The organism is Arthrobacter sp. Edens01 (assembly GCF_001307035.1).
Classification (GTDB): Bacteria; Actinomycetota; Actinomycetes; order Actinomycetales; family Micrococcaceae; genus Arthrobacter_B.
This window is the reverse complement of sequence record NZ_LKIU01000002.1, coordinates 100,661-127,132: the sequence shown is the minus strand read 5'-3', so window position 1 is coordinate 127,132 and position 26,472 is coordinate 100,661. Positions and strand designations below refer to the sequence as shown.

General features: G+C 64.6%; 20 protein-coding genes and 1 tRNA gene. 15 read left to right on the top strand and 6 right to left on the bottom strand.

Annotated features, from left to right (window positions below; translation table 11 throughout):
- The first annotated feature begins 28 nt into the window (after window positions 1–28).
- The 5 genes from AO716_RS01000 (at window position 29) to AO716_RS00980 (ending at window position 5,058) form a co-directional block, all read left to right on the top strand.
- On the top strand, window positions 29–1,843 hold the full coding sequence (locus AO716_RS01000; RefSeq protein WP_055239100.1) for an ABC transporter ATP-binding protein: 1,815 nt from the start codon (window positions 29–31) through the stop codon (window positions 1,841–1,843).
- Between the two features lie 74 nt (window positions 1,844–1,917).
- On the top strand, window positions 1,918–3,714 hold the full coding sequence (locus AO716_RS00995) for an ABC transporter ATP-binding protein (protein ID WP_055239711.1): 1,797 nt from the start codon (window positions 1,918–1,920) through the stop codon (window positions 3,712–3,714).
- A gap of 105 nt (window positions 3,715–3,819) precedes the next feature.
- Window positions 3,820–3,896, top strand: a tRNA-Pro gene (locus tag AO716_RS00990).
- Window positions 3,897–4,099: 203 nt separating this feature from the next.
- Window positions 4,100–4,405, top strand: a complete 306-nt coding sequence (locus tag AO716_RS00985) for an EthD family reductase (RefSeq protein ID WP_055239099.1) — start codon at window positions 4,100–4,102, stop codon at window positions 4,403–4,405.
- 11 nt (window positions 4,406–4,416) lie between these two features.
- The gene (locus AO716_RS00980) at window positions 4,417–5,058 is read left to right on the top strand and encodes a dihydrofolate reductase family protein (RefSeq protein ID WP_200907581.1); all 642 of its coding nucleotides are present in this window, start codon (window positions 4,417–4,419) and stop codon (window positions 5,056–5,058) included.
- Window positions 5,059–5,126: 68 nt separating this feature from the next.
- Here the strand turns inward: AO716_RS00980 and AO716_RS00975 are convergent, their stop codons facing one another.
- From AO716_RS00975 to AO716_RS00965, 3 genes are all read right to left on the bottom strand, one after another.
- On the bottom strand, window positions 5,127–6,020 hold the full coding sequence (locus AO716_RS00975; RefSeq protein WP_055239097.1) for a phosphoribosylaminoimidazolesuccinocarboxamide synthase: 894 nt from the start codon (window positions 6,018–6,020) through the stop codon (window positions 5,127–5,129).
- Window positions 6,017–7,327, bottom strand: a complete 1,311-nt coding sequence (gene purD / locus AO716_RS00970) for a phosphoribosylamine--glycine ligase (RefSeq protein ID WP_055239096.1) — start codon at window positions 7,325–7,327, stop codon at window positions 6,017–6,019. The genes AO716_RS00975 and purD overlap by 4 nt, the downstream gene beginning before the upstream one ends.
- A gap of 191 nt (window positions 7,328–7,518) precedes the next feature.
- Window positions 7,519–8,016, bottom strand: a complete 498-nt coding sequence (locus AO716_RS00965) for a hypothetical protein (RefSeq protein WP_152969813.1) — start codon at window positions 8,014–8,016, stop codon at window positions 7,519–7,521.
- Between the two features lie 141 nt (window positions 8,017–8,157).
- Between AO716_RS00965 and AO716_RS00960 the strand changes: the two genes are divergently transcribed.
- Genes AO716_RS00960 through purM form a run of 5 tightly spaced genes read left to right on the top strand, consistent with a single transcriptional unit; the run spans window position 8,158 to window position 12,602 of the window.
- Window positions 8,158–9,162 carry an asparaginase gene (locus tag AO716_RS00960; RefSeq protein WP_055239094.1) on the top strand — a complete coding sequence of 335 codons (1,005 nt, stop codon included), beginning with the start codon at window positions 8,158–8,160 and terminating at the stop codon, window positions 9,160–9,162.
- Window positions 9,163–9,164: 2 nt separating this feature from the next.
- Entirely contained in the window at window positions 9,165–9,545 is a 381-nt protein-coding gene (locus AO716_RS00955) for a sterol carrier family protein (protein ID WP_055239093.1), read from the top strand.
- A 25-nt stretch (window positions 9,546–9,570) separates the two neighbouring features.
- Complete coding sequence (gene nrfD, locus AO716_RS00950) at window positions 9,571–9,891, top strand: NrfD/PsrC family molybdoenzyme membrane anchor subunit (protein ID WP_055239092.1); 321 nt, start codon at window positions 9,571–9,573, stop codon at window positions 9,889–9,891.
- Window positions 9,892–9,942: 51 nt separating this feature from the next.
- Complete coding sequence (purF, locus tag AO716_RS00945) at window positions 9,943–11,490, top strand: amidophosphoribosyltransferase (RefSeq protein WP_055239710.1); 1,548 nt, start codon at window positions 9,943–9,945, stop codon at window positions 11,488–11,490.
- Window positions 11,487–12,602 (top strand): phosphoribosylformylglycinamidine cyclo-ligase, encoded by a 1,116-nt coding sequence (gene purM, locus AO716_RS00940; protein WP_055239091.1) that lies wholly within the window; start codon window positions 11,487–11,489, stop codon window positions 12,600–12,602. The genes purF and purM overlap by 4 nt, the downstream gene beginning before the upstream one ends.
- Window positions 12,603–12,827: 225 nt before the next feature.
- Here the strand turns inward: purM and AO716_RS00935 are convergent, their stop codons facing one another.
- A complete protein-coding gene (locus AO716_RS00935) occupies window positions 12,828–13,064 on the bottom strand; it encodes a DUF3073 domain-containing protein (protein ID WP_055239090.1) in 237 nt (78 codons plus the stop codon).
- Between the two features lie 274 nt (window positions 13,065–13,338).
- Between AO716_RS00935 and AO716_RS00930 the strand changes: the two genes are divergently transcribed.
- Window positions 13,339–15,318, top strand: a complete 1,980-nt coding sequence (locus tag AO716_RS00930; protein ID WP_082413221.1) for a septum formation family protein — start codon at window positions 13,339–13,341, stop codon at window positions 15,316–15,318.
- Window positions 15,319–15,413: 95 nt separating this feature from the next.
- Here AO716_RS00930 and clpB read toward each other — a convergent pair whose 3' ends face one another.
- Window positions 15,414–18,038: an ATP-dependent chaperone ClpB gene (gene clpB / locus AO716_RS00925; RefSeq protein WP_055239088.1), complete on the bottom strand. Its 2,625-nt coding sequence runs from the start codon at window positions 18,036–18,038 to the stop codon at window positions 15,414–15,416.
- A 170-nt stretch (window positions 18,039–18,208) separates the two neighbouring features.
- Window positions 18,209–18,811: an SRPBCC domain-containing protein gene (locus AO716_RS00920; protein ID WP_055239087.1), complete on the bottom strand. Its 603-nt coding sequence runs from the start codon at window positions 18,809–18,811 to the stop codon at window positions 18,209–18,211.
- A 322-nt stretch (window positions 18,812–19,133) separates the two neighbouring features.
- Between AO716_RS00920 and betT the strand changes: the two genes are divergently transcribed.
- The 4 genes from betT to AO716_RS00900 all read left to right on the top strand — a co-directional run bounded on the left by betT (window position 19,134) and on the right by AO716_RS00900 (window position 26,385).
- Window positions 19,134–21,245: a choline BCCT transporter BetT gene (gene betT, locus AO716_RS00915; RefSeq protein WP_055239086.1), complete on the top strand. Its 2,112-nt coding sequence runs from the start codon at window positions 19,134–19,136 to the stop codon at window positions 21,243–21,245.
- Window positions 21,242–22,732 carry an aldehyde dehydrogenase family protein gene (locus AO716_RS00910; RefSeq protein WP_055239085.1) on the top strand — a complete coding sequence of 497 codons (1,491 nt, stop codon included), beginning with the start codon at window positions 21,242–21,244 and terminating at the stop codon, window positions 22,730–22,732. The genes betT and AO716_RS00910 overlap by 4 nt, the downstream gene beginning before the upstream one ends.
- 5 nt (window positions 22,733–22,737) lie before the next feature.
- Window positions 22,738–24,351 carry a GMC family oxidoreductase gene (locus AO716_RS00905; RefSeq protein ID WP_055239084.1) on the top strand — a complete coding sequence of 538 codons (1,614 nt, stop codon included), beginning with the start codon at window positions 22,738–22,740 and terminating at the stop codon, window positions 24,349–24,351.
- Between the two features lie 75 nt (window positions 24,352–24,426).
- A complete protein-coding gene (locus tag AO716_RS00900; protein WP_055239083.1) occupies window positions 24,427–26,385 on the top strand; it encodes a penicillin-binding transpeptidase domain-containing protein in 1,959 nt (652 codons plus the stop codon).
- Window positions 26,386–26,472: the final 87 nt, after the last annotated feature.

Below are 26,472 nucleotides of genomic sequence, written 5' to 3'. Positions count from 1 at the left end.
GCGGACCTCTCGAGTACGAAGAGGATTCATGCCCCCGCAGACATCATTGTGGCAATCCCTGGGGCGCCTGTACCCGCACGTCAAGCCGATCCTCCCCCGCCTGTTTCTTGGCTTTCTCTGCGCGATCGGTGCCAGTGTTGTAGCCCTGGCGATCCCCCAGGTGCTTCGGGTGCTGGTGAACTCCTACCTCTCCCCCGGCGGTGCAGTAACGGCGCTGTGGTGGGCCACGGGAATCGTTCTGGTGCTGGGGACTCTGGAAGCGGTGTTCATGGCCCTGCGGCGGCAGTTCGCCGTCGCGCCGTCCACAATCGTTGAAACCAGCCTGCGCACTTCCTTCTACCGGCACCTGCAGGATCTGTCCGTGGCATTCCACGACCGCTGGGGCTCCGGGCAGCTGCTCTCCCGGGCAATGAGCGACCTGAACCTGATCCGGCGCTGGATGGCATTCGGTGCCCTGATGCTGATCGTCACGGCACTCACGGTTCTCATTGGCGTCACCATCATGTTCTTCACCGCCTGGCAGCTGGCGATTGTGTTCCTGCTCGCCGCCATGCCGATCATCATTTACGGCTTCAGGTTCCGCCGCTTCTACGGCCGCGTGTCCCGGCAAAGCCAGGACCAGGCCGGCGATCTGGCCACCACGGTGGAGGAATCAGTGCATGGCATCCGGGTGCTGAAGGCTTTTGGCCGCAGCCCGGAGGCGCTGGACGCGTTCCAGGAGCAGGCCGAGGAGCTGCGCCAGACGGAGGTCTACAAGGCCAACTCGCTGGCCAAGTTCTCCCTGGTGGTAACCCTGCTGCCCGAAGCAGCACTGGCCGTGTCCCTGGTCCTGGGAGTACTGCTCGTTAATGACGGCCAGGTGAGCATTGGTGCGCTGGTAGCGTTCTTCGCCACCGCCGCGGTGGTTGCCGGGCCGGTGGAGTCCATGGGCCCGCTGCTGTCCATGACGTTGACCGCGGCAACCGCGATCGACCGGCACTTTGAGGTCATGGACGCCAAGCGCACCATTACCGATCCCGCACGGCCCGACCGGCCTGCTGAAGTGCACGGCCAGCTGTCCTTCCGGGATGTGCACTTTTCCTACCCTGACGCCGCCCCGGAACGGAAAGACGTGCTCGACGGCGTGACCCTGGATCTGCGTGCCGGTGAAACCATGGCGCTGGTCGGCATCACGGGCAGCGGCAAATCCACGCTCCTGCAGCTGGTTCCCCGGCTCTACGACGTCACGGCCGGCAGCCTCCGGATCGACGGAATCGACGTGCGGGACTACTCCCTGGCCGAGCTGCGCAGCATCGTCGCCGTGGCCTTCGAGGACACCACCCTCTTCTCCAGTTCGGTCCGGGACAACGTCCTGCTCGGAGCAGGAACAACCGGCGGGGCCGAGGCGGAGCATGTGCTCAGTGAAGCCCTGGACGTGGCCCAGGCCCAGTTCGTGTATTCGCTGCCGGACGGCGTGGACACCCTGATCGGCGAGGAGGGCCTGAGCCTCTCCGGCGGGCAGCGCCAGCGCATCGCCCTTGCCAGGGCGATCGCTGCACGGCCGTCGGTGCTGGTCATGGATGATCCGCTTTCGGCCCTTGACGTCCGCACGGAGGAACTGGTTGAACACCGGCTGCGCGAGGTCCTCGCCGACACCACAACACTGGTGGTGGCACACCGGCCTTCAACGGTTTCCCTCGCTGACCGCGTGGCGCTGATGGAGGATGGAAGGATCTCCGCCGTCGGAACCCATGCCGAGCTCCTGGCCGGCAATGAGCACTACCGCTATGTGATCGCCAGCCTCCCGGCAGAACCGCGGGACCTGGACAGCGAAAATGAGAACGAGGGCGAGGTGCTCCGGTGAGCCGCTTCAGTGTCAGCCGCGGAGGCGCGCCCGTTCCGGGTGCCGGAAACGAGCCGGGGAACCCGCCCGCGGGAGTGGGCACCGCAGGTGAAGACAACCTGAACCTGGACCGGGAACAGAACCGGGCCGTTCGGCGTCGTTCGCTGTCCCTGCTCACGTCCCTGGTCCGCCCCAACCGGGGCCGGTTCATCTTCACCATCGCCCTGGTGGTCTTCTCCCAGGCCGCGCGGGTAGCCGGGCCGGCAATCATCGCGTTCGGAATTGACCATGCCCTGCCCGCCCTGCAGGACGGCAGTTCCCTCCCGCTGCTGGCAGCTGGAGGAACCTACCTGCTTGCTGCCATCCTGGCCGCAGGACTGACCGCCGGCTATGTGCGGTCCACCGCCCAGCTGAGCCAGGCCATGCTGCTTGACCTGCGGCTGCGGGTCTTCCGGCACACCCAGCGGCTCAGCCTGGAATTCCACGAGCGGTACACATCCGGCCGGATCATCTCCCGGCAAACCTCGGATCTGGAAGCCCTGCGGGAGCTTCTGGATTCGGGCATCAGCTCGCTGGCTTCAGGGGCGATGTACATGGTGTTCGTGGCCATCAGCATCTTCGCGCTGGACTGGCGCACCGGTGTGCTGCTGTGTATTGCCTTCATTCCAATGTTCCTGCTGACCCGCTGGTATCAAAAACGGTCACAGGTTGCCTACCGCGCTTCACGCGTCACCTCAGCTCGGCTCATTGTGCACTTCGTGGAGACCATGACCGGCATCCGCGCGGTGAAGGCCTTCCGCAGCGAAACCGTCAACGCGGAAAAGAACGATGAGCTCGCAGAGGACTACCGGAGGGCCACGCTTCGTTCCATCAACCTCAACGGCGTCTTCCAGCCCGGGCTCATCCTTATTGGCAACACCACCGTTGCAGTGGTGCTTCTGGTGGGCGGATACCGTGTGCTCGACGGCGGCCTTGAGGTGGGTGCGCTGCTGGCGCTGCTGCTCTACGCCAAGCGCTTCTTCCAGCCCGTGGACCAGATGGCCATGTTCTACAACTCCTTCCAGTCGGCATCGGCTGCATTGGAAAAGGTCTCCGGACTGCTCGAGGAAGTTCCCACCGTTCGTCCGCCCAAGAACCCGGTGCCCCTTCCCGAGGCGTCCGGGGACGTATTGTTCGACGGCGTTGAGTTCCGCTACGGGAACGGTCCGCTGGTGCTGCCCCGCCTTGACCTGCATATCCCCGCCGGACAGACCGTGGCCCTTGTTGGGCAGACCGGCGCCGGAAAGTCGACACTGGCCAAACTGATCGCCCGCTTCTACGATCCCTCTGCCGGAACGGTCCTGCTGGACGGTGTGGACCTCCGGGACCTCACCCAGCGGGACCTGCGGCGCGCCGTCGTGATGGTGACGCAGGAGGCGTTCCTGTTCAGCGGATCGGTAGCGGAGAACATTGGGCTGGGCAGGCCGTCAGCGTCCCGGAAGGAGATCGAAGCGGCAGCCAGGGCAGTGGGCGCGCACGAATTCATTGAGTCGCTCCCGGAAGGGTACGAGACCGACGTCAACAAACGCGGCGGCCGCGTTTCTGCCGGCCAGCGCCAGCTGATTAGCTTCGCCCGGGCCTTCCTGGCCGATCCGGCCGTCCTGATCCTGGACGAAGCGACCTCGTCACTGGACATTCCCAGTGAGCGGCTGGTGCAGCAGGGGCTGAAGACACTGCTGGGGAACCGCACCGCGCTGATCATTGCGCACCGGCTTTCAACCGTAGAGATTGCAGACCGCGTGCTGGTGATGGCAGACGGTGAGGTGGTGGAGGACGGTTCACCTGCCGAACTCACCAGCGGGACCGGGCGCTTCGCGGCGCTGAACGCTGCGTGGCAGGACTCGCTGGTGTAACGCTGCTGCCTGTCCGGGAAGCTGAATTTCGCGCTCCCGCGGGTTGTCGAGTACACTTGTAAAGTTGCTTCGCGGGGAGGGAAACCTTCCGGTAGGCAGTGGTTACGGGGTGTGGCGCAGCTTGGTAGCGCGCGTCGTTCGGGACGACGAGGTCGCAGGTTCAAATCCTGTCACCCCGACCAAAGCAGAGAAGGACCCATCGGTTTTCGATGGGTCCTTTTTGCTGTCCGTCCACGGTTTGCCGGAAGCCGCCGCGCTTGCCCTGGTCGCTTTGCGGGTACCAATCCCGTTCCCGGCGGTTACACTCTCGTCCACCAGCAAATCCCCTGCACAACGCCAGGCACGCGCAACGCCGCTCAGGCCTGCCAACCGGACTGGAGACGTAATGCCAACGAAGATCACCTTTGTCATCTACAACCCCGCTGATCCCTCCGCATTTGAAAGCTCTTACGAGGCGATCGCCAGCAACGCCCGGCGGTTTCCGCATCTGGTGCGTTATGAAGCCGCGAAAGTCTGGCCCAAGGAAAACGGGAGCCCCACACCGGCCTACCGGACCCTGGACCTGTACTTCGATTCTTACGAGGACGCGTCAGAAGCCGTCACCGCCCCGGTCGCCCGGGAACTTTTCGAGCAGCTGGGTGCCACCGATACGCCTTTTATCGCCCTGTTCTCCGACATCGAAGCCAGCTAGGGCAGGAGGCACTGATGGCTGTCCGCGTTGACCTAAACATCTCCCTTGACGGCTATGCCACCACTACTGACCAGACTCCGGAAAACCCGTTCGGGGAAGACTGGGCGAGACTGGTGGAACCTTACGTCGCCACCCGCACCTTCCAGGAACGGGTTATGCACCAGAGCGGCACCGGCACCACGGGGGTGGATGACAAATATGCCGCGGCCTACTTCGAGGGCATCGGGGCGGAAATCATGGGAGCGGGCATGTTCGGGCTGCATAATTTCCCGGACGACCCGGATTGGAAAGGCTGGTGGGGTGACGAAACACCGTTCCACTACCCCGTTTTCGTCCTCACGCATACCCCGCGCCCGTCCATCGACATGCCGGATGGAACGCGGTTTGAATTCCTGTCCGCGTCACCGCAGGACGCGCTGGAACGCGCGGCCGACGCCGCCGGCGGCCAGGACGTGCGGATTGGCGGCGGGCCAACCGTAGTCCGGGAGTTCCTCGAGGCTGGCCTCGTTGACCGCATCCACGTTGGCGTTACTCCGATCCTGCTTGGCCGGGGAACCAATCTCTGGGAGGGCCTGCGCGGTTTGGAGGAGGGCTACGGGGCTTCTGCCGAGGCCGCGGAAAACGGCGTTATGCACCTGACCTTTTCGCGCTGAAACCAAAAGCCGGACAGAGACGCCGCTGGCCCCGGGAATACTCCCGGGGCCAGCGGCGTAGACAGATGCTAGACGAAGCTCTTGCCGGTCAGGCGCTCGTAGGCCTCCACGTACCGGGCGCGGGTGCGCTCGACGACGTCGGCGGGAAGCGCGGGCGGCGGCGTATCGGAGGCCCTGTCCCATCCGGACTCTGCCGAGGTCAGCCAGTCACGGACGTACTGCTTGTCAAAGGACGGCTGTGCCTTTCCGGGCTCGTACAGGGATGCGTCCCAGAACCGCGAGGAATCCGGAGTCAGAACCTCATCACCCAGCGTCACCAGGCCGGTGGCCGGATCCAGGCCGAACTCCACTTTCGTGTCCGCCAGGATGATGCCGCGGTCCCGTGCGATAGCCTCGGCCGTGGTGTAGATCTCCAGGGTCACGTCCCGGATCTTCGCTGCGGTCTCGGCACCGACGGCGGCCACAACGGCGTCGTAATTGATGTTCTCGTCATGTTCCCCCACCTCCGCCTTGGCAGAGGGCGTGAAGATCGCCGGTTCGATCCGGGAGCCGTCCACCAGCCCGTCAGGCAGCGGGACATCGCACACGGTCCGGGACTGCTTGTACTCCGCCAGTCCAGAGCCGGTGAGGTAGCCGCGGGCAATGGCTTCAACGGGGTACATGTCCAGCTTTTTGCAGATCATCGCCCGCCCGGAAACCTCAGCCGGTACGCCGTCATCAGCGGAAATGACATGGTTCGGGACGTTACCCAGCTGGTCGAACCACCACAAACTGAGCTGGGTGAGGATCCGGCCCTTGTCCGGAATGGTGCTGGAGAGCACGTGGTCGTAGGCACTGATCCGGTCGCTGGCGACCACCAGCACCCGGTCATGTGCGGCGTCCGGCCCTTCCGGGACGTAAAGGTCGCGGACCTTGCCGGAGTAGATGTGCTTCCAGCCCTGCAGCTGCGGTGCGGTGCTCATGCGAGGTCCTGTTCGTTGTCAATACCGGCGCTTCCCGGCGGAACGACGATTTCCCCGCGCGAGGCCTTCAGGGCAATGTCCGTGCGGTGCTGCGAGCCTTCGAGTTCGATCACCTGCACCCCGGCGTAGGCGAGGTCCCGTGCCTGGGTCAGGTCGCTGCCCAGTGCTACAACAGCCAGGACCCGTCCGCCGGCGCTGACGATTTCGCTGGCTTCGATGGCGGTTCCGGCGTGGAGGACGTGCACGCCCTCGATCGCTTCGACATCGACCAGGCCCAGGATCGGGTCGCCGGTGCGCGGAGTGTCGGGATAGTTTTCGGAGGCGACGACGACGGCGACGGCGGTGCGCGGATCCCACTTCAGCTGTTCCATGACATCAAGTTCGCCCTTGGCGGCCGCCAGCAGCAGGCCGCCCAGCGGGGTCTTCAGCCGGGCGAGCACTGCCTGGGTCTCCGGATCTCCGAAGCGCGCGTTGAACTCGATGACCCGCAGGCCGCGGGAGGTAAGCGCCAGCCCGCAGTAGAGCACGCCAACAAACGGGGTGCCGCGGGAAGCCATTTCATCCACGGTGGGCTGGGCCACCCGGGCAATGACGTCATCCACCAGGTTCGCAGGTGCCCACTCCAGCGGGGAGTAGGCCCCCATGCCACCGGTGTTGGGGCCCTCATCGTTGTCGAAGATGCGCTTGAAGTCCTGGGCCGGCGCCAGCGGGACAACGTGGCGGCCGTCTGAGAGGACAAAGAGTGAAACTTCGGGGCCGTCCAGGTACTCCTCGATCACCACGGTTCCACCGGCGTCGAAACAGGCCTGCGCGTGGGCGAGCGCCTCGTCCCGATCGGAGGTGACCACTACGCCCTTGCCTGCGGCCAGTCCGTCGTCCTTGACCACATAGGGTGCGCCGAAGGTGTCCAGCGCGTCGGCTGCTTCCCCGGCAGTGGCGGCAACGCGCGCCATGGCAGTTGGCACGTTGGCTTCTGCCATTACTTCCTTGGCGAAAGCTTTGGAGGCCTCCAGCTGCGCCGCCGCGCGGGACGGCCCAAAGACCGGAATACCGGCTTCGGCCAGGGCGTCCGAGACGCCGGCGGCCAGCGGAGCCTCCGGGCCGACGACGACGAGGTCGGATCCCAGCTGACGTGCAAGCGCAGTCACGGCATCAGGATCATTGGCATTAACGGAATGGACTGGCACTACCTGCGCGATTCCTGCGTTACCGGGAGCCGCGTGGACTTCCGTAACGTAGGGGTCGGCCAGCAGGGCCCGGACAATGGCATGTTCGCGGCCGCCGGGGCCAACAACGAGAACCTTCACAAGGATTCAGACTACTGGCTGTGATGCACGCCCTGAAAGCTGCCGCCACTCCGTGACGCGGCCTTCCCCCGTGGATTTTCCCCGGGCCCGTTGCCCTGAGGGTTCGGCCGCCGGATAGTGAAAGACGGCGGTGCTTCGGCCCGCCGGTTCGGGCGGTGAGGCAGGCTGCCTCGATGGCGGTGCTGGGGCGGTCATCGCTCCCCTGCTTCGCTGCCCGTGCCGTCCGCTTCCCGTTCTGCCACGGCAGACCTCAGCTCATGGCGCCGCCTGCGGAATCCAAACACCGCGGCCCAGGTGAGTATGAGCGGCAGGGTGGGGAACAAGGGACGCATTTGCCAGAACAGCAGGGCGGTGAAAGCTATCCAGGACACCGCTGCGAGTACCGTCCATCCAGCGAGTCTGCGTGCTGTCATGGGTCTCGGCGGCAATTCCTCTCCCCTGCTGCGGCGCAGGAGCATTTCTTTCCATGCGGCGTAGCCAAGGGGGACGAGCACAGCCAAGCCCGCCGCTATGGTCAGGGCTGATGCTGCCGGGCCGGGGACCCCAGCGAGTTCCAGAAGACCCCGGAAGACCGTATCCACGATGACGTTCCACAAGAGCGCCCAGAAGAAGAAACGCCGGCGCTTGGGCGGAAGGGAGTCCCATGTTCCGTCCCACGGTTCAGGAGGGGCAGACCGTTGCTCCGTCACAGCTTCCCCTCGCAGCTCGGCGCTTGGACGGTGTGTCCAAACGCAAAACCTACCCCCTGGGATACCGCCTGGGCAACGGACACTTCCGTCTGCGTTTTCCCGCGTGCCGGGCCCTCGGCCGGACTTCCGTAGACTGGCAGTATGCCTGCCACTTTTACTGCTGCCGACGCCGTCGAACTCGCTGTCCTGGAACGCAACGGCTTCGTTGAATCCCGCCATGTGGGATCCGCCGTCGTACTCTCCGGGGACGGATCTGTGGTGACCGCGCTGGGGGACATCACCACCCCGGTCTTCCCCCGTTCCTCCCTGAAACCGTTCCAGGCCGTGGCCGCCATGCAGTCGGGTGTCCCCCTGCGCGGGCCGCAGGTTGCCCTCGCCGCTGCAAGCCACATCGGTGCAAAGGAACATACCGAGGTCGTACGCGGAATGCTTGAGGCCGCCGGCGTCACTGAAGACCACCTGCAGTGCCCGGCGGACTGGCCCCAGGACGAGGCAGCGCGGACTGAGCTGATCCGTTCCGGCAAGGGCAAGCAGCGCATCGCGTTCAACTGCTCGGGCAAGCACGCCGCGTTTCTCTGGGCATGCACTGAAAACGGCTGGGACACCGCCACCTACCTGGATCCGGCCCATCCGCTGCAGCAGCGCATTGCCGGAGTCTTTGAGGATTTCTGCGAAGAGAAACCCACCCACTGGGCCATAGACGGCTGCGGGGCTCCCCTGGCCGCGGTCTCGCTCACGGGCTTGGCGCGCGGCATCGGCAAACTGGCCAAAGCGCCGTCGGACAAGCACGGGGATGCACGCGCAGCCACGGTGGCCACCGCCATGCTGGACTACCCGTGGGCAGTGCACGGTGCCGGCAAGGAGAACACCGTGGTGATGGAGGACCTCGGCATTCTCGCCAAGAGCGGAGCCGAAGGCGTCCTCGTTCTGGGAACTGATACCGGGGTGTCCGTTGCCCTGAAGATGCTCGACGGCAACGGCCGCGCAGCCACCCTGGTGGGACTCACCCTCCTGGCAGCCAGCGGCGCGGTTGATCCCGACGCCGTCTTCAAGGTCCTGGCCAAAGTTGTTCCCCCGGTGCTTGGCGGCGGGGAGCCCGTGGGCAGCCTGCGGCTCGCTGCACCGGTCACGGCTCTGCTGGACTAGTCATGGCACGGCGCAGGATTTCTTCTGCTGACGGTGTGTCTGCCCTTGCTGCGGCCGCCGCCGGCGGCGCAGACCGGAACACGACGGCAACGGCAGTTCGGTACACCCTGGAGGAACTGGCAGAACGTGTCCCGGGGAACTCCGTGGAGGTCCGCGTGCCGCCCTTTGGCGTCACGCAGTGCATCCCGGGCCCCCGGCACACCCGCGGCACTCCCCCGAATGTAGTCGAGACCGACGCCGCCACCTGGCTCGCTCTGGTCACCGGGGACCTGAGCTGGGCAGACGCTGTGTCTGCCGGGAAGGTTTCCGCGTCCGGGCTGCGTGCCGACCTGTCCGGGTGCCTGCCCCTGTTCGCCCGGTTTGCTGCCCGTGGGAAGCCGTAATCTCTACTGACGGTAGAATTTGAACATGACTTCCGAGCAGCACAGCCCTGAGCGCCGCGAGATCACCATCCGCCGTGCTCCCCGCTTCGTCCCGTTTATGGCGCTGGGTGTTGTCGCTGCCTTCGTCGTTGCGCTGATCATGGCGTACACCGGAGAGGAGAACCCGCAGTACACCCGCGAAGCGGTGCTGGGGTTCTTTACCGTTATGTTCGCCCTTCCGGGTGTTGCACTGGGCTCCATTGCCGCCCTGGTCCTGGACCGCCTCAGCATCCGCCGTTCCGAGCACGCAGTGGTTGAGGCAGCCGACGACGAGCCCAATAGCACAGGCACTTCCCCCACCGCGTAACGCTCTGTCCCGGAGCCGTTTGAAACCCGCGGGCGTGAGAGAATGACTTCCATGGCACGCGGTGACGGAATGCTTTCCCACGATCTCATGCCCGGCGAAAAAGGACCGCAGGATGCCTGCGGAGTCTTTGGCGTTTGGGCCCCCGGCGAAGAGGTAGCGAAGCTTACCTATTACGGTCTGTATGCGCTGCAGCACCGCGGACAGGAATCCGCAGGCATTGCAACCAGCGACGGCAACCGGATCAGTGTCTACAAGGACATGGGACTGGTCTCCCAGGTTTTTGACGAGACAACTCTGAACACCCTTCTGGGCCACATCGCGATCGGGCACTGCCGGTACTCCACCACGGGCGCCTCGCACTGGGCGAACGCCCAGCCCACCCTTGGCGCAACGGCAGCCGGAACGGTGGCCCTGGCCCACAACGGCAACCTGACAAACTCCGCTGAACTTTACGAAATGATCCTGGCCCGCCAGGGCCGTCCCCGCGCAGGCGAAATCGCCCAGGGCAACACCTCGGACACCGCTTTGGTCACTGCCCTGCTCAATGGCACGGACGGCCGCTCGCTCGAAGAAACCGCTCTTGAACTGCTGCCCAAGCTCCGCGGCGCCTTCTCCTTCGTATTTATGGATGAAGGCACCCTGTACGCGGCACGGGACACCTACGGAGTGCGTCCCCTGGTGCTCGGCCGGCTGAACCGCGGCTGGGTAGTGGCGTCCGAAGGTTCCGCCCTGGCCACCGTCGGCGCAAGCTTCATCCGCGAAATCAAGCCCGGTGAATTCATCGCCATCGACGAAAACGGCATCCGTTCCCAGATGTTCGGAGAGCCCACGCCTGCCGGCTGCGTTTTCGAGTACGTCTACCTGGCGCGTCCGGATGCCTCCATCAACGGCCGATCGGTCTATGAATCCCGCGTCGAGATGGGCCGCCAGCTTGCGCGCGAAAACGGCGTCGAAGCGGACATCGTCATTCCGGTTCCGGAATCCGGCACCCCTGCAGCAGTGGGCTACGCCGAGCAGTCCGGAATTCCGTTCGCCCACGGTTTCGTCAAGAACTCCTACGTGGGACGCACCTTCATCCAGCCCAGCCAGACGCTGCGCCAGCTTGGTATCAAGCTGAAGCTCAATGCCCTTGAGTCGGTGATCAGGGGCAAGCGCGTGGTGGTTGTGGATGACTCGATTGTCCGCGGCAACACCCAGCGCGCCATTGTGCGGATGCTCCGGGAAGTCGGAGCCAAGGAAGTCCACGTCAAGATCTCCTCGCCGCCCGTGCAGTGGCCCTGCTTCTACGGCATCGACTTCGCCTCCCGTGCCGAGCTGATTGCCAACGGAGCCAAAGTTGAAGAAATCTGCGCCTCAATCGGCGCTGACTCCCTCGCATACATCTCCGAGGACGGGATGATCGGAGCCACCCAGCAGCCCCGCGAGAAACTCTGCACAGCGTGCTTCACCGGCAAGTACCCCATCGAACTGCCCGCAGCCGACCGGCTCGGAAAGAACCTGCTGGAGTCCTCCACCGACGGCTCCAACGGCTGCGACCCGGGACCGGACAGTGACTTTGAGACTCTCCTGACCCCCACAGACAAGAAAGAAGCAGTATGAGCGCGAGCGAAAACGCCATCACCTATGCCTCCGCAGGGGTGGACGTCGAAGCCGGTGACAAGGCCGTCGAACTAATGAAGGCGGCCGTCAAGGCCACCCACAACAATTCCGTGATTGGCGGCGTCGGCGGATTCGCAGGGCTCTACGATGTCTCCCGCCTGCTGACCTACAAGAAGCCGCTGCTGGCCACGTCCACCGACGGCGTTGGCACGAAGGTCGCCATCGCCCAGGCCCTGGACATCCACCACACCATCGGATTCGATCTGGTGGGCATGGTGGTGGACGACATCGTGGTCGTCGGCGCTGAGCCTCTGTTCATGACGGACTACATTGCCTGCGGCAAGGTAGTCCCGGAGCGCATCGCGGACATTGTCCGCGGCATTGCCGCTGCCTGCGAAGTTGCCGGCACTGCCCTCGTCGGCGGAGAAACCGCCGAACATCCGGGTCTGCTGGGCGTCGATGAGTACGACGTCGCCGGCGCAGCGACGGGCGTAGTGGAAGCCGCGGATCTGCTGGGCCCTGAGCGGGTGCGCGAGGGCGACGTCGTTATTGCCATGGCTTCCTCCGGCATCCACTCCAACGGGTACTCCCTGGTGCGGCGCGTGATCAACCACGCCGGCTGGCAGCTGGAGCGCCAGATCCCGGAGCTGTCTCGTACGCTGGGCGAAGAGCTCCTCGAGCCTACCCGCGTCTACGCGGCGGACTGCCTGGACCTGGCCCGTTACGCCCCTGCGGGCGTCCACGGGTTTAGCCACGTGACGGGCGGCGGCCTGGCCGCCAACCTTGCACGGGTGCTCCCCAAGGGCATGGAAGCCACCGTGGACCGTTCCACGTGGGCACTGCCGCCGGTGTTCAAGCTGATCAGCGAGCTGGGCAATGTTCCGCTGCCGGATCTGGAGCGCACCTTGAACCTGGGCGTAGGCATGGTGGCAATCGTTGACGCCGCCGGTGCAGACGCTGCCCTGACCCGCCTGGCCGAACGCGGAGTTCCCGCCTGGACCATGGGAACGGTTGGTGCAGCCGGCGATCCGGAGACCGGAAACCCCGACTACGTCCAGGGTGCCAAGGGAGTCGACGGCGGTGCCGTCCGCCTGGTGGGAAGCTACGCCTAGCGGCTCCTCCCTAAGCTCGATACCAAGAACTGCCTGTATCAACATTGATACGGGCAGTTCTTGTCATTTCAGGGGATGCGATACGCAGCCGTTGACGGTTACGGACTGGCACCACGACGGAAACCGGAAGATTTTCCCCTTTAACGCCTTTCAGCGGATCCACCTGGAAGGTGATCCGCTGAAGGAGGGCAATTAGCTTGCCGAAGAGTGAGGGTCTGCCCGCATCTAGCCGATGCGGCGGGAATCCTCATCGTCGTCGTCTTCATCGCCAAATTGATCTGCGTACTTATCCTCGTACGCCGAGTAATCCGGCTCGGCCGGTTCCTCGGGATATCGACTCGACGGACGGCTCGAGGGTCCTGACAGCTCGCGCTGCAGGGCTGAGTAATCCGTGGCAGGAGTGAAGTACTTCATCTCGCGTGCCTGCTTGGTTGCTTTTGCCTTTTGACGGCCGCGCCCCATGGCGTGACCCCCTTTTTGCGTCGATCCGGAGGTGGTCGCTCGGGCAGGAGAGCGAGGCCCCGGAATATTTGGTCAATTTGTCGTAACTACAGGTTACATGTTTTCCCGCATGGTTGTGCCCCTCAGGACCCGCAGGCGCACTCAACTTCCCATTTTAGCCGCTCCGCCCTAACGGTGCGTACTGCGCCGCCACCTGCATATTCGCTAAAGTCAGGGGGGAACAGATGCCGCGGGACACTTTTGCGGCCTTGGACAGGGAGGACAGGCGTTCACCATGAGCGATAAAAAGAGGACACCCCGGCAGGGACCAGCCCTGCCCGGCAAGTCCCCGCGCCCTGCCGCCCCTAATGGAAGCAGCGCTGCCCGCAAGGGTTCCGGCGCCAAGCCGCCCCTGCCCAAAGCTGCACCCCCGGTCCGCAGTAATCCCGCCACAAGGAGCATCCCCGTCGTCAAACCACAGCAGCCAGCCTCAAACGGGCATCCCGGAGCCGGCGCGTCCTCCGAAGCGCCTGGTTCAGCCAAACCGGCTAAGCCCGGCAAGGCCGCCCGCAAGGTGGCCGGCGCGAAGCGTCCCGCAACCGGCGGGAAGGGACTGGTCGCCAAGGGTCTTCTGGGCTCCAAGGGCGGGTCCAAGCGCCCAGCCGTCCGTCTGGGACCCGGCGCCAAAAAGTCATCCGGACCGGCAGACGAGCCCAAGCCTCAGCCCCAGGAGCCCGCTTCAAAGGCTGAACCCTCCGATTCCAAGGACACGGCGGCGGCAAAGCCTGCGCCGCTGCCCGATCTCGCCGCACACACGGAGACCCCCGCCTGGCTCTCCCCCACAGGCAGCCGTGACGAGGAAATCTGGGACGGAGCCTTCGAAGCAGAGGACACCTCGGAAGCAGCAGTGGTGGAACCGGAAGTAATTCCGGCCGAGGACGTGCATCTGGCTGAGCCGTCCCTGGAGACTCCAGCCATCAGCTCCGAGGCAGCTGAGGCAGCCTCCCTGCCTGAGACCGCCGCTGAAGTCCGTGCCGTTTCCGAGGAAGCCGCTGAAGCAGGCAAGCAGGCAGGCATCTCCGAGCCTGCCCCCGAAGGCACCGAAGTTGCTGTGGAACCCTCTTCCGAACTCACGGACATGGAACCGGCTGCCGACGCCGAAGAGGACACCGGAAACAACGGCGATGGAACAGCCGTTGAGCATCCGGCGGAGGACGGCGCAGCCACGGATGACGCGGCAGCTGAAGTTTCAGACGCAGATTCCGAGCTGGCCGGCGGTGAGGCGGCGGCAGAAGCAGCCGCGGACGGCGCAGCCACGCATGACGCAGCCCACGATGAACCAACGGATGACAGCGCACCGGACGGTGACGGGAGCGATGAAGCCGCTGCAGGCGATGCCGCTGCGGACGACACAGAGACCGGCGAAGCCGCCCCCGGAAAGGACGGCGAACCCGTTTCCGGAAAGCCCATCGACAAAAAGCCGGATGCCCCTGCTGAGGACAAGGCCACACCAGGTTCCGTCGGCGCAGAAGGTACCGGCAAAGAAAAGCCAACGGCCAGCAAAACCGATGCCAAGGCCGGACAGGCCGCTGGACCCAAAATCCAGACCTCCGTACTGAAGCAGGACGAAACCGACGTCGCAGGCCCTGTTACTGACTCCTTTGCTTCCCTGAGCATGACCAAAAAGGACGCCGAAGACAGCGGGCTGATTCACACGGTGAACCCGTCCGGTTCCAGCCCCGTTCCCGCCGATTCGCGGCGCGCCCGCCGTACCCGTGAGGCGGAGGAGGCTGCCCAGAGCAAGGGGGCGAGCCGGACCACACGAATGCTGGTCCTGCTGGGGTCCATCCTCATTGTGGTGCTGCTGGGAATCTGGCTGGCAACGATCATCGCTGACAGCAACCGTGAAGCCGGGGTGCTGGAAGACTCGGTGGCGCCGGTTGACCTGGAGGCCGGGGCCTGCCTTAAGGACTTCCAGAGCGTGAACGCCGAAGTAACCGTGGTTACCTGCGACACCCCGCACAACGCCCAGCTCGTGGCCACCCAGTCCTACGCGGAATCGGATACTTTCCCGGGCACCGACAGCCTTGCAGCAAAGGCCGAGGAAGTCTGCTCTTCGGTTATCTACACCGACGCCGCATCCAAATACACCGACCTCGAGCTGAACCGCGCTGTCCCGACGCAGAACTCCTGGAATGCGGGTGACCGGCGGGTGGACTGTTTTGTGGTGGCAGCCGGTGAGGACCTGACCGAGTCCCTGATCGTCCAGCCGTAACTCACCCGCGAACACCGAAAAACAGCAGAACCACAGAACCACAGAAAAAGGGAGGCCCGTTTCGGCGGGCCTCCCTTTTCCGGGTCGAATGCGGCCTAGCTGACCGGTGCCGCTGCCTGAACGGTCAGCCCGGGATCTGCCAGCTCGTCACTGCTGACCTCCGGCCGGTCAACCAGCACGGTGTCACCGTCGGAAATGCGTCCGGCCAGGATGCCCTTGGCCAGCTTGTCGCCAATCTCGCGCTGCACCAGCCGCCGCAGCGGACGTGCACCGTACGCCGGGTCGTAACCGGTGAGCGCCAGCCATTCCCGGGCAGCGTCGGTGACGTCCAGCGTCAGCCTGCGGTCCCGCAGGCGGGCCGCCAGTGCCTTCACCTGCAGGTCCACAATCTCGGAGAGTTCCTCCAGATTCAGCGGGTCAAACAGGATTACGTCGTCCAGCCGGTTCAGGAACTCCGGCTTGAAGTTCGCATTGACCATGGACATCACGGAGTCGCGTTTCTGGTCCTCGGTCAGGCCGGGATCCACCAGGAACTGGGAACCAAGGTTGGAGGTCAGGATCAGGATCACGTTTCGGAAGTCCACCGTCCGGCCCTGGCCGTCGGTGAGGCGGCCGTCGTCGAGCACCTGCAGCAGGATGTCGAAGACGTCCGGGTGGGCCTTCTCCACTTCATCCAGCAGGATCACCGAGTATGGGCGGCGGCGGACTGCTTCCGTGAGCTGGCCGCCTTCCTCATAACCCACGTACCCGGGAGGGGCACCGACCAGCCGGGACACGGTGTGCTTCTCCGCGTATTCGCTCATATCCAGCCGGACCATGGCGCGTTCGTCGTCGAAGATGAATTCCGCCAGGGCCTTGGCCAGCTCCGTCTTGCCAACACCGGTGGGGCCGAGGAAGAGGAAGGAACCGGTTGGCCGGTCGGGATCGCTGACTCCGGCGCGGGAGCGGCGGACGGCATCCGATACCGCAGTTACTGCCTTGGTTTGACCGATCAGGCGGGAACCGATCACGGCTTCCATGTCCAGCAGCTTCTGGGATTCGCCCTGCAGCATACGGCCGGCGGGGATGCCGGTCCATGAGGACACCACCTCGGCGATGTCGTCTGCGGTAACTTCCTCGGAGACCATCAGCTCCCGGGCGCCGTCGCCGTATTTGTCCTCCTCAGCTTCCTGAGCAGCGTCGAGCTCCTTCTGCATGGCAGGGATCTCTCCGTAGAGGATCCGCGAGGCTTCCGTCAGGTCGCCGTCGCGCTGGGCCTTTTCTGCAAGCGAGCGAAGCTCATCGATGCGGGCCTTGATGTCACCCACCCGGTTAAGCCCCGCCTTCTCCGCTTCCCAGCGGGCATTGAGCGCGGCGAGCTGTTCCTTCTTGTTCGCCATGTCCTCCCGCAGGACCTCCAGGCGTTCCAGCGAAGCGGCATCGGTTTCACCGCTGATGGCCAGTTCTTCCATGGTCAGGCGGTCGACGGCGCGGCGCAGCTCGTCAATCTCCTCCGGGGCGGAGTCGATCTCCATGCGCAGCCGTGACGCTGCCTCATCCACGAGGTCAATGGCTTTGTCCGGCAGCTGGCGGCCCGTGATATAGCGGTTTGAAAGGTTCGCTGCAGCAACCAGGGCCGAGTCTGCGATGGCCACCTTATGGTGGGCTTCGTAGCGTTCCTTCAAACCGCGCAGAATGCCAATCGTGTCCGGCACGCTGGGTTCACCAACGAACACCTGCTGGAACCGGCGTTCCAGCGCGGCGTCCTTTTCGATGTTCTCGCGGTACTCGTTCAGTGTTGTGGCACCAATGAGCCGGAGCTCGCCCCGGGCCAGCATGGGCTTGAGCATGTTGCCGGCGTCCATGGATCCTTCAGCGGCCCCGGCACCAACCACGGTGTGCAGCTCATCAATGAACGTGACGATCTGGCCCTCGGAATTGGAGATCTCTTCAAGGACCGCCTTGAACCGCTCTTCGAATTCACCGCGGTACTTGGCGCCGGCAACCATCGATCCAAGGTCCAGGGACAGCAGCGTTTTGCCGCTAAGGCTCTCCGGCACGTCGCCTGCGACGATCCGCTGTGCCAGGCCTTCCACGACGGCGGTCTTGCCAACGCCGGGTTCACCGATCAGGACGGGGTTGTTCTTGGTGCGGCGGCTGAGCACCTGGATCACGCGGCGGATTTCCGAGTCGCGGCCGATAACCGGGTCCAGCTTTCCGGCACGTGCCATCTCGGTGAGGTCGGTGCTGTACTTCTCCAGCGCCTGAAGGGTGTTCTCCGGATCGGCATTGGTCACTTTACGGTCTCCTCGCACACTAGGAAGGGCGCTGGCCAGGGCATCGTGGCCGGCATTATTGTCCCGCAGGGCCTTGCCTGCCGGACCGTTATCCACTGACAGGGCCAGCAACAGGTGCTCAGTGGATACGTAGGCGTCCCCGAGCTGGGCGGCCTCCTGCTGGGCAGCGTTGATTACCTGCAGGAGCGGACGGGAAAACTGGGGCTGCTGAACGGAGGAGCCGGAGCTCGAGGGCAGGTCATGGATGGCGTTGCTCGCCGCAGCACTGACAGCATCGGGGTTGGCCCCGGCGGCCTTTAGCAGGGCCACCGCCACTCCCTGCCGCTGGTCCATGAGGGCTTTCAGCAGGTGGGCCGGCTCGATCTGGGGATTGCCGGCGGTGGTTGCGTTCATGGCGGCAGCCTGGAGCGCTTCCTGGCTCTTGTTGGTGAATTTGGTCTCCACGGCGGGCTCCTTCTCAGGCTCTGATAAACCGTTCAAGCTCCCGGCGGACCGGCCAGTCTTTGCTTACCCAAAACTGGCCTTATCCGGCCGTACTCAACTAACTTGAGTGTACTTCACTCAACCCCACCTGTAAAGTTATCCACAGGCACCTATTGGCTTCTGACGTGCGGTTATTCCGGCCCTGGCAGCGGTGCGTGCTGCCGTTCGAACTCCTCCCGAACACGCTCCCATTCAGCATTGCGGGCCTGATAGAGCTCCAGTTCGTCCTCCTCCATCTGCTGCCAGCCGATAGCAGCAGGGTGGCCTGTCCCTTCCTGAAGATAGGTCTGCAACCGATCAAGGAAGGCTTCCCAGCCTGGCCCTGCCGCCCAGGCGGCCACGTCCGGGTCCATGACCGCGAACCTCTTGCGCACCGACGCATAGCGCAGTTCCAGTTTCGTGGTGCCGTCCACGTCGGTCAGGTGGATCTCCAGCTCTCCGGGATTCCCATGCGACGGAATCCAGGACACCGTCAGCAACCGCGGCGGGTCACACCTCAGAATGGTCCCGGTGGCAAAATTCGCTACCTCGTACTCCCCGCCGCGCCGGAGTTCACCCTGAGGCTCCGCAAAGTAGGCACCCAGCCGCTGGGGATCAGACAACACATTCCAGACCTCCCCGATGGGCTGCCCCAGTTCCCGGCCAATAACAAGCATCCGGGCGTGCCCCGCCTGGATTTGGCGGAGGCCGAAAGATCGCTCGGTTTCGGATAGCAACGCGTCCAACTCGGACATTTCCGCTCCTTCAGTCTGCCGTCATCACGGTCCCAAAGGAGCCTTCCGGATCGTTCCAGCGGTCCGGCCGGAGTTTCCCGGTACCGGTGATTGTGAGATATGGCACATCTCCACATCCTCTTGGAGATTAGCAGGATGGCACAGGCCAAGGACAGGTCCAACGGCCGGGTTCGACCCGGTAAGTACCACGCTTCCCGGGGTGTGGTGGACTGCCAGGGGCTGGCCCGCATCGCCCCGCATCGGCCCCCACATGCTCTTTTGATAGTCTCGAGGTCAAGACTAAGGGACCTTACTTTTTGTCCACGCCGCCTTGAAGGACGTCATGACCAAGACTGCAGAAACAGAAGCCCTGCCCGCGGAGGCCGGGAAAACGCGAATGAACAAGGCTGTTTTCACCGGCTCTGCCGTGGGAATTACTGCCATAGCGCTGTGGGCAATGATCTCCGCCGATTCCGCTGAAGCGGTCATCGGCGCGATGGTGGGGTGGGTCTCCACCAACATGGGCTGGTACTACTTCCTGGTGGTAACACTCGTGGTTATCTTCGTCCTGGTGATTGCCCTCTCCGGCATCGGCAAAACCAAACTTGGCCCCGACCACTCCAAACCGCAGTTCGGGCTCTTCACCTGGGGAGCCATGCTCTTCGCGGCAGGCATCGGAATCGACCTGATGTTCTTCTCGGTCTCCGAACCGGTCACCCAGTACCTGGCGCCTCCAGCCGGTGACGGCTCCACAGCGGAAGCAGCGCGGCAGGCACTGGTCTGGACGCTCTTCCACTACGGGATCACCGGCTGGGCGCTGTATGCACTCATGGGGCTGGCCCTCGGGTACTTCGCGTACCGCCACAACCTCCCCCTGAGCATCCGTTCGGCGCTCTACCCCATCTTCGGCAAAAAGATCGACGGCCCGCTCGGACACGGCGTGGACATCGCTGCCCTGCTGGGCACCATCTTTGGCATCGCCACCTCACTTGGCATCGGCGTCGTACAGCTGAACTACGGGCTGAGCTTTATGTTCGGTGTCCCGGAGAACCTCAGCGTGCAGATTGCGCTGATCGCACTCTCCGTAATCATGGCGACTGTCTCCGTGGTCTCCGGCGTCGAAAAGGGAATCCGCAGGCTCTCAGAACTGAACGTCATCCTGGCACTGGGCCTGATGCTTTTCATCCTCATCGCAGGGAAAACAAGCTTCCTGTTCGACGGGATCGTGCAGAACATCGGCGACGTGCTTAGCCGCTTCCCGTCCATGACCATGGACACCATGGCCTACGACCGTCCGGACGAATGGCTCTCCGGATGGACCTTGTTCTTCTGGGCGTGGTGGATTGCGTGGGCGCCGTTCGTCGGCCTGTTCCTCGCCCGGATTTCCCGCGGGCGCACCATCCGCCAGTTCGTCCTCGGCGTCATGATTGTGCCCTTCGCCTTCATCCTGCTGTGGATCTCCATCTTCGGCAACAGCGCACTGGAACTGGTGATGGGAGGCAACGCCGCCTTCGGCGAAGTCGCCATGAACCAGCCGGAGCGCGCTTTCTACGGCCTGCTGGAGCAGTTCCCGTGGGTGCCTGCAACAGCCGCGATCGCAACGTTCACCGGCCTGCTCTTCTACGTCACCTCAGCTGACTCCGGGGCATTGGTGATGGCAAACTTCACCTCCCACCTCAAGGACGCCGATTCCGACGCCCCGAAATGGATGCGGGTTTTCTGGGCCGTGATCACGGGACTGCTGACCCTTGCCATGCTGATGGTTGGCGGAGTGACCACGCTGCAGAACGCCACAATCATCATGGGTCTTCCACTTTCAATCCTGCTGCTGTTCATCATGCTGGGCGTGTACAAGGCGCTCAGGGTAGAGAACTCCCTCGCGGCGAGCTTCCGTGCGTCGCTTCCGGGCATGATCGCCGGCCGGGGCGGCGATCCCCGGGGCGGACGGTCCTGGCGCCAGCGGCTCACCCGCGCAATGACCTACCCCGGCCCCAAGCAAGCCACGCGCTTCGTGGAAACCCTCGCCCAACCGGCGCTCCAGGAAGTCCATGACGAACTCGCTGCCAGGGGCGCAGACGTTACCCTGACTCTGGGAGAGGCAGGCCCGAATCACATCCCGTGTGTTGACCTCGCCGTAGGGCTGGGCGAGGAACGCCCCTTCAAGTACCAGGTCTACCCGGTCCAGTATGAGACGCCGTCCTATGCGCTGCGCAGCGCCTCCACGGAGACCAAGTACTACCGCATGGAGGTGTTCTCCCTCGAAGGCAGCCACGGCTATGACGTTATGGGCTACACCAAGGACCAGCTGATCACGGACGTCCTGGACCACTACGAACGCCACCTGGAATTCCTGCACCTCAACCGCGGGGTGCCCGGCAACACCGCAATCACCGAAGACCTGGTTGTCAAGGACAACTGGGACGCCGACTTCGTCGGCGGGGAGGAGAAAGTATGAGCACGGCTGCAACCCTTTTCATCGACGGCGCGTGGGTACCCGCATCCGACGGCGGCACCCGCGAGATTCGCAATCCGGCCGACGGCGAACTGGTCGCCACCGTTTCCGAAGGCACCCGTGAGGATGCCGGGAAGGCCATCGCCTCCGCCCGGTCCGCTTTCGACCGCGGGGAATGGGCCTCCGTTCCGGCCCCCGAACGAGGAGATTTCCTGCTCCGCGTCGCTGCCGGGCTGAAGGAACGCAAGGCCGAGTTCGCCCGGGCCGAGACGCTGGACACCGGCAAACGGCTGGTGGAGAGCGAAATCGACATGGACGACATCGCTGCGTGCTTCACCTACTTCGGGAAGATCGCGGGCCAGAATGCCGGCCGGATCGTGGATGCCGGGAACCCCGACGTCGTATCCCGCATCGAGTACGAACCGGTAGGCGTCTGCGGGCTGATCGCACCGTGGAACTACCCCCTGCTGCAGGCAGCCTGGAAAATCGCCCCGGCGCTGGCGGCCGGGTGCACCTTCGTACTCAAGCCTTCGGAACTGACCCCGTCCACGTCCATCCTCATGATGAAGGTCCTCGAGGACCTGGGCCTGCCGCGCGGCACCGCGAACCTGGTGCTCGGAGCCGGCGCTGTTGCCGGCGCCCCGCTGGCAGAGTCGCCCGACGTCGATCTGGTTTCCTTTACCGGCGGCGTCGCCACGGGCAAGACGATTGCCGCCGCAGCGGCGGGCACGGTCAAAAAGGTTGCGCTGGAACTCGGCGGCAAGAATCCCAACATTGTCTTCGCGGACGCGGACTTCGACGCCGCCCTGGACAACGCGCTGAACGCAGCTTTTGTCCACTCGGGACAGGTCTGCTCGGCCGGGGCACGGCTGATCGTGGAAGAACCGATCGCCGAACGCTTTGTGTCCGAACTGGTGCGCCGCGCTGAACAGATCCGCATGGGCGGCCCGTTCGACGAGACCGCCGAGACCGGACCGCTGATCTCCGCAGCACACCGGGACAAGGTCACTGCCTATGTGCAGAAGGCCCAGGAAGAGGGCGCCCGGATCCGTTGCGGCGGAACCTGGGGAACAGGCGAGCTGGAAAAGGGCTTCTACTTCGCCCCGACAGTGCTGGACAACGTCAAGCGCGGCAGCGCTGCCCTGCTGGACGAAGCCTTCGGACCGGTGGTCACGGTAGAGACCTTCAACGGTGAGGATGAGGCCGTTGCCCTCGCGAATGACACCGCCTATGGACTGGCCGGAGCCGTCTGGTCTGCAGATGCAGGCAAGACCCAGCGGGTGGCCCGCCGCCTGCGCCACGGCACCATCTGGATCAACGACTTCCATCCCTACCTCCCCCAGGCCGAATGGGGCGGCTTCGGCATTTCCGGCGTCGGCAGGGAACTCGGCCCCACCGGACTGGGCGAATACCAGGAAGCCAAGCACATCTACCAGAACATCAATCCCCAGGTGACCGGCTGGTTCACCGACCACGGAAAGGTCAGCTAAGCACCATGACTGATCTGCAGAAGACGGAGTTCGACTACATCATCATTGGCGGCGGGTCCGCCGGTGCCGCCGTCGCATCCAGGCTCAGCGAGGACCCCTCCGTTGAAGTGGCCCTGGTAGAGGCTGGCCCGGATGACCGCGGGCTGGAGGAAATCCTCCAGCTGGACCGCTGGATGGAGCTGCTCGAATCCGGGTACGACTGGGACTACCCGATCGAACCGCAGGAAAACGGCAACTCCTTTATGCGCCATGCCCGCGCCAAGGTAATGGGCGGCTGCTCCAGCCACAACTCCTGCATCGCTTTCTGGGCGCCGCGGGAGGACATCGACGAGTGGGAAACCAGGTTCGGCGCCGAAGGCTGGAACTCGGAAATGGCTTTCCGGCTTTTCAGGAAGCTCGAGACCAATGAGGACGCCGGACCGGACGCCCCGCACCACGGCACCGACGGCCCCGTGCACCTGATGAACGTTCCGCCGCGCGACCCGTGCGGCGTGGCCCTGCTCGATGCCTGCGAACAGGCCGGCATCCCGCGGGCGAAGTTCAATACCGGTGAAACGGTTATCAACGGCGCCAACTTCTTCCAGATCAACCGGCGTGCGGACGGCACCCGCTCGTCGTCGTCCGTTTCCTATATCCACCCGATCATGGAACGGGAGAATTTCACCCTCCTCACCGGCCTGCGCGCCCGTGAACTGAAGTTCGACGCCTCGAACCGCTGCACCGGCGTGGACGTGGTGGACGGACAGTTCGCCCGCACCCACGCCCTCACCGCCCGCACGGAAGTGATCGTCTCTGCCGGGGCCATCGACTCGCCGAAGCTGCTGATGCTGTCCGGCATCGGTCCCGCCGCCCATCTGGCCGAACACGGAATCGAAGTCCGTGTGGACTCCCCCGGTGTGGGCGAGAACCTGCAGGACCACCCGGAGGGCGTCATCCAGTGGGAAGCGAAGCAGCCCATGACCGAAACGTCCACGCAGTGGTGGGAAATTGGGATTTTCACCCCCACCGAAGAGGGCCTGGACCGGCCGGACCTGATGTTCCACTACGGCTCGGTCCCGTTCGACATGCACACCCTTCGGCAGGGCTACCCCACCACGGAGAACGGTTTCTGCCTGACCCCGAACGTCACGCACGCCCGCTCCCGCGGCACCGTGCGGCTGCGCAGCCGGGACTTCCGGGACAAGCCGATGGTGGACCCGCGCTACTTCACCGATCCGCACGACATGCGCGTGATGGTCTACGGCATCAAGAAGGCCCGTGAAATCGTTGCGTCTCCGGCAATGGCCGGTTGGGCAGGCCGCGAACTCTACCCGGGGCCCCAGGTCCAGACCGACGAGCAGATCACCGAGTACATCAAGAAAACACACAACACGGTGTACCACCCGGCCGGCAGCGTCCGGATGGGAGCCCCCGACGACGCGATGTCGCCGCTGGATCCGCAGCTGCGGGTCAAGGGCGTCACCGGGCTTCGCGTGGCGGATGCATCCGTTATGCCCGAGCTCACCACGGTGAACCCGAACATCACCACGATGATGATCGGCGAGCGCTGCGCTGAGCTGGTGCGCGAAGCCCGCGCCGGATCCGTTTCCGCTGCGGCCGCCGGTGCGGCCGCGGTCTGACACCGGGCGCGAAAAGCGGACACGGGCGCCCGGCGCCTGTGTCCGCTTTTTTGGCTGCGCCGGTATTCTGTGCGGATGGGGAAAAACCGCGTGCTTGCTTCCGTCCTGTCCGTCGCCGTTCTGGGGCTGTCGCTGAGCGCCTGCTCCGCCAGCGGTCCCACACCCGAGGAGGCAGCACAGACCCTCGCTGAAGGCCTGGCTGAGCTGGACGTTTCGGACAGCACCTTCCTGGACTCGACAGCGGAAGAAGCCAATACCCGCCTGGCGGAATGGACCTCCGGCATGGAGCCGCTGAAGCCTGCTGTCAGCGTCACCTCGGTGGAAGAAACGGCGGACGACGAAGCCGTAGCCACCCTCAGCTACGTCTGGGACGTCAACAGCACGGAGAACGACTACAGCTACGAAACCACCGTGGCCCTGCAGCGTGGTGGCGAAGATGACTGGCAGGTCCGTTTTACGTCCACGGCTGTCCACCCTGATTTGGCTCCGGGAGATCACCTCCTCCTGGAAACCGGCCCGCAGCAGCGGGGAAATATCCTCGGTGCCGGGGGCGAAGTGCTCGTCACCGAGCGGTCCGTCTGGCATGTGGGGATAGACAAGACCCGGATCGAAGCGGAGCAGCTGGACAGCTCGGCAACGGCGCTGGCCGAATTCCTGGAGCTGGACCCCGCGCCCTTCGCTGCCCAGGTCCAGGCTGCCGGGCCCGAGGCTTTCGTTGAGGCCATCACCCTCCGCCAGGATGACGTCAGCCCGCCGCCGGTATTCCAAGCCGAAGTCGCTGAGATCCCCGGCGCCGCGGCCCTGAACTCCACCCTGTCCCTGGCCCCGACCCGCACCTTCGCCCGCGCCCTGCTCGGTTCCGCCGGGGAAGCCACCGCAGAACTAATCGAGAACTCCGACGGCGCACTCTCGCCCGGGGACATCACCGGCCTCTCCGGCCTGCAGCGCGAATACGACGACGTACTGCGCGGCTCCGATCCCGTGACCATCCGGACCGCCACCGCGGAAGATGCACGCTCGGCGCCACTGTTCGAGGATCCGGGAAAGAAGGGCGACCTCCGCACCACCTTGGACACACGCATGCAGTTACTCGCCGAATCCGTGCTTGAGGACGAACCATCCGCATCGGCACTCGTTGCCGTTCAGCCCTCCACGGGAAATGTCCTGGCCGTCGCCAACGGGCCCGGCTCGCAGGGACAGCAGACTGCCCTGCTGGGTCAGTACGCACCCGGCTCCACGTTCAAACTCGCTACGACGCTGGCAATGCTGCGCTCCGGGGCTACAGCGCAGACAACGGTGTCCTGTCCGGAAGAACTCAACGTTGACGGGCGGAACTTCAACAACGCCAGTACCTACCCGGCCCAGTTCCTCGGCGAGATCCCGCTGATCCAGGCCTTCTCCCAGTCCTGCAACACCGCCTTTATCAATGCCCGCGGCGATGTCTCCCAGGCGGGGCTGGCCGAAGCCGCCCGCAGCCTGGGCCTGGGTGTCCCGGCGCCAATCGGGACAGGTGCCTACTTCGGGTCCGTACCGGATTCTGCGGACGGAACACTGCATGCGGCGTCCATGATCGGGCAGGGTGAGGTTCTTGTATCCCCGTTCGCCCTCGCCGTTGCCGCCGCTTCCATTGGGAACGGCAGCCGTGTCTCCCCTGTCCTTGTTCAAGCTCCGGCGGAAGGTACCGGTGAGCCGGTTGCCACGAACTCACCCGAGCCCTCAGCCTCTGCGTCCCCAACGGGTACGGACACTGACTCCGCACCGCTCACCGCGGAGGAAGCAGCCGCCCTGCGGGAAATGATGCGTTCCGTGGTTACCGAAGGCGGCGTGCAGCTGCTGCAGTCCGTACCGGGAGAACCAGTGCTCGCCAAGACCGGAACCGCGGAGTTCGGCAGTGACACCCCGCCGCGCACCCACGCCTGGGTCGTGGCACTCCAGGGTGACCTCGCCGTCGCACTCTTCATAGAAGAGGGCGAACTGGGTTCAACCTCCGGCGGTCCGGTGATGAAGGAGTTCCTCGACGGCCTGGCCGGCTAGTCCTGTCCAGCGCCGCAATTCGTTGCAGCACGCAGGCGCTTTTGGGCTTCCTCTGTCCCCATTTCCTGACTCCGCCGATAGCCTTCG

What these genes read in the sequence shown, in the direction of transcription:
- AO716_RS01000 (WP_055239100.1), top strand. Translation starts at nt 29, where the DNA reads ATGCCCCCGCAGACATCATTGTGGCAATCCCTGGGGCGCCTGTACCCG.
- AO716_RS00985 (WP_055239099.1), top strand. Translation starts at nt 4,100, where the DNA reads ATGCCAACGAAGATCACCTTTGTCATCTACAACCCCGCTGATCCCTCC.
- AO716_RS00975 (WP_055239097.1), bottom strand. Translation starts at nt 6,020, where the DNA reads ATGAGCACCGCACCGCAGCTGCAGGGCTGGAAGCACATCTACTCCGGC.
- AO716_RS00960 (WP_055239094.1), top strand. Translation starts at nt 8,158, where the DNA reads ATGCCTGCCACTTTTACTGCTGCCGACGCCGTCGAACTCGCTGTCCTG.
- AO716_RS00955 (WP_055239093.1), top strand. Translation starts at nt 9,165, where the DNA reads ATGGCACGGCGCAGGATTTCTTCTGCTGACGGTGTGTCTGCCCTTGCT.
- nrfD (WP_055239092.1), top strand. Translation starts at nt 9,571, where the DNA reads ATGACTTCCGAGCAGCACAGCCCTGAGCGCCGCGAGATCACCATCCGC.
- purF (WP_055239710.1), top strand. Translation starts at nt 9,943, where the DNA reads ATGGCACGCGGTGACGGAATGCTTTCCCACGATCTCATGCCCGGCGAA.
- purM (WP_055239091.1), top strand. Translation starts at nt 11,487, where the DNA reads ATGAGCGCGAGCGAAAACGCCATCACCTATGCCTCCGCAGGGGTGGAC.
- AO716_RS00935 (WP_055239090.1), bottom strand. Translation starts at nt 13,064, where the DNA reads ATGGGGCGCGGCCGTCAAAAGGCAAAAGCAACCAAGCAGGCACGCGAG.
- AO716_RS00930 (WP_082413221.1), top strand. Translation starts at nt 13,339, where the DNA reads ATGAGCGATAAAAAGAGGACACCCCGGCAGGGACCAGCCCTGCCCGGC.
- AO716_RS00920 (WP_055239087.1), bottom strand. Translation starts at nt 18,811, where the DNA reads ATGTCCGAGTTGGACGCGTTGCTATCCGAAACCGAGCGATCTTTCGGC.
- betT (WP_055239086.1), top strand. Translation starts at nt 19,134, where the DNA reads ATGACCAAGACTGCAGAAACAGAAGCCCTGCCCGCGGAGGCCGGGAAA.
- AO716_RS00910 (WP_055239085.1), top strand. Translation starts at nt 21,242, where the DNA reads ATGAGCACGGCTGCAACCCTTTTCATCGACGGCGCGTGGGTACCCGCA.
- AO716_RS00905 (WP_055239084.1), top strand. Translation starts at nt 22,738, where the DNA reads ATGACTGATCTGCAGAAGACGGAGTTCGACTACATCATCATTGGCGGC.
- AO716_RS00900 (WP_055239083.1), top strand. Translation starts at nt 24,427, where the DNA reads ATGGGGAAAAACCGCGTGCTTGCTTCCGTCCTGTCCGTCGCCGTTCTG.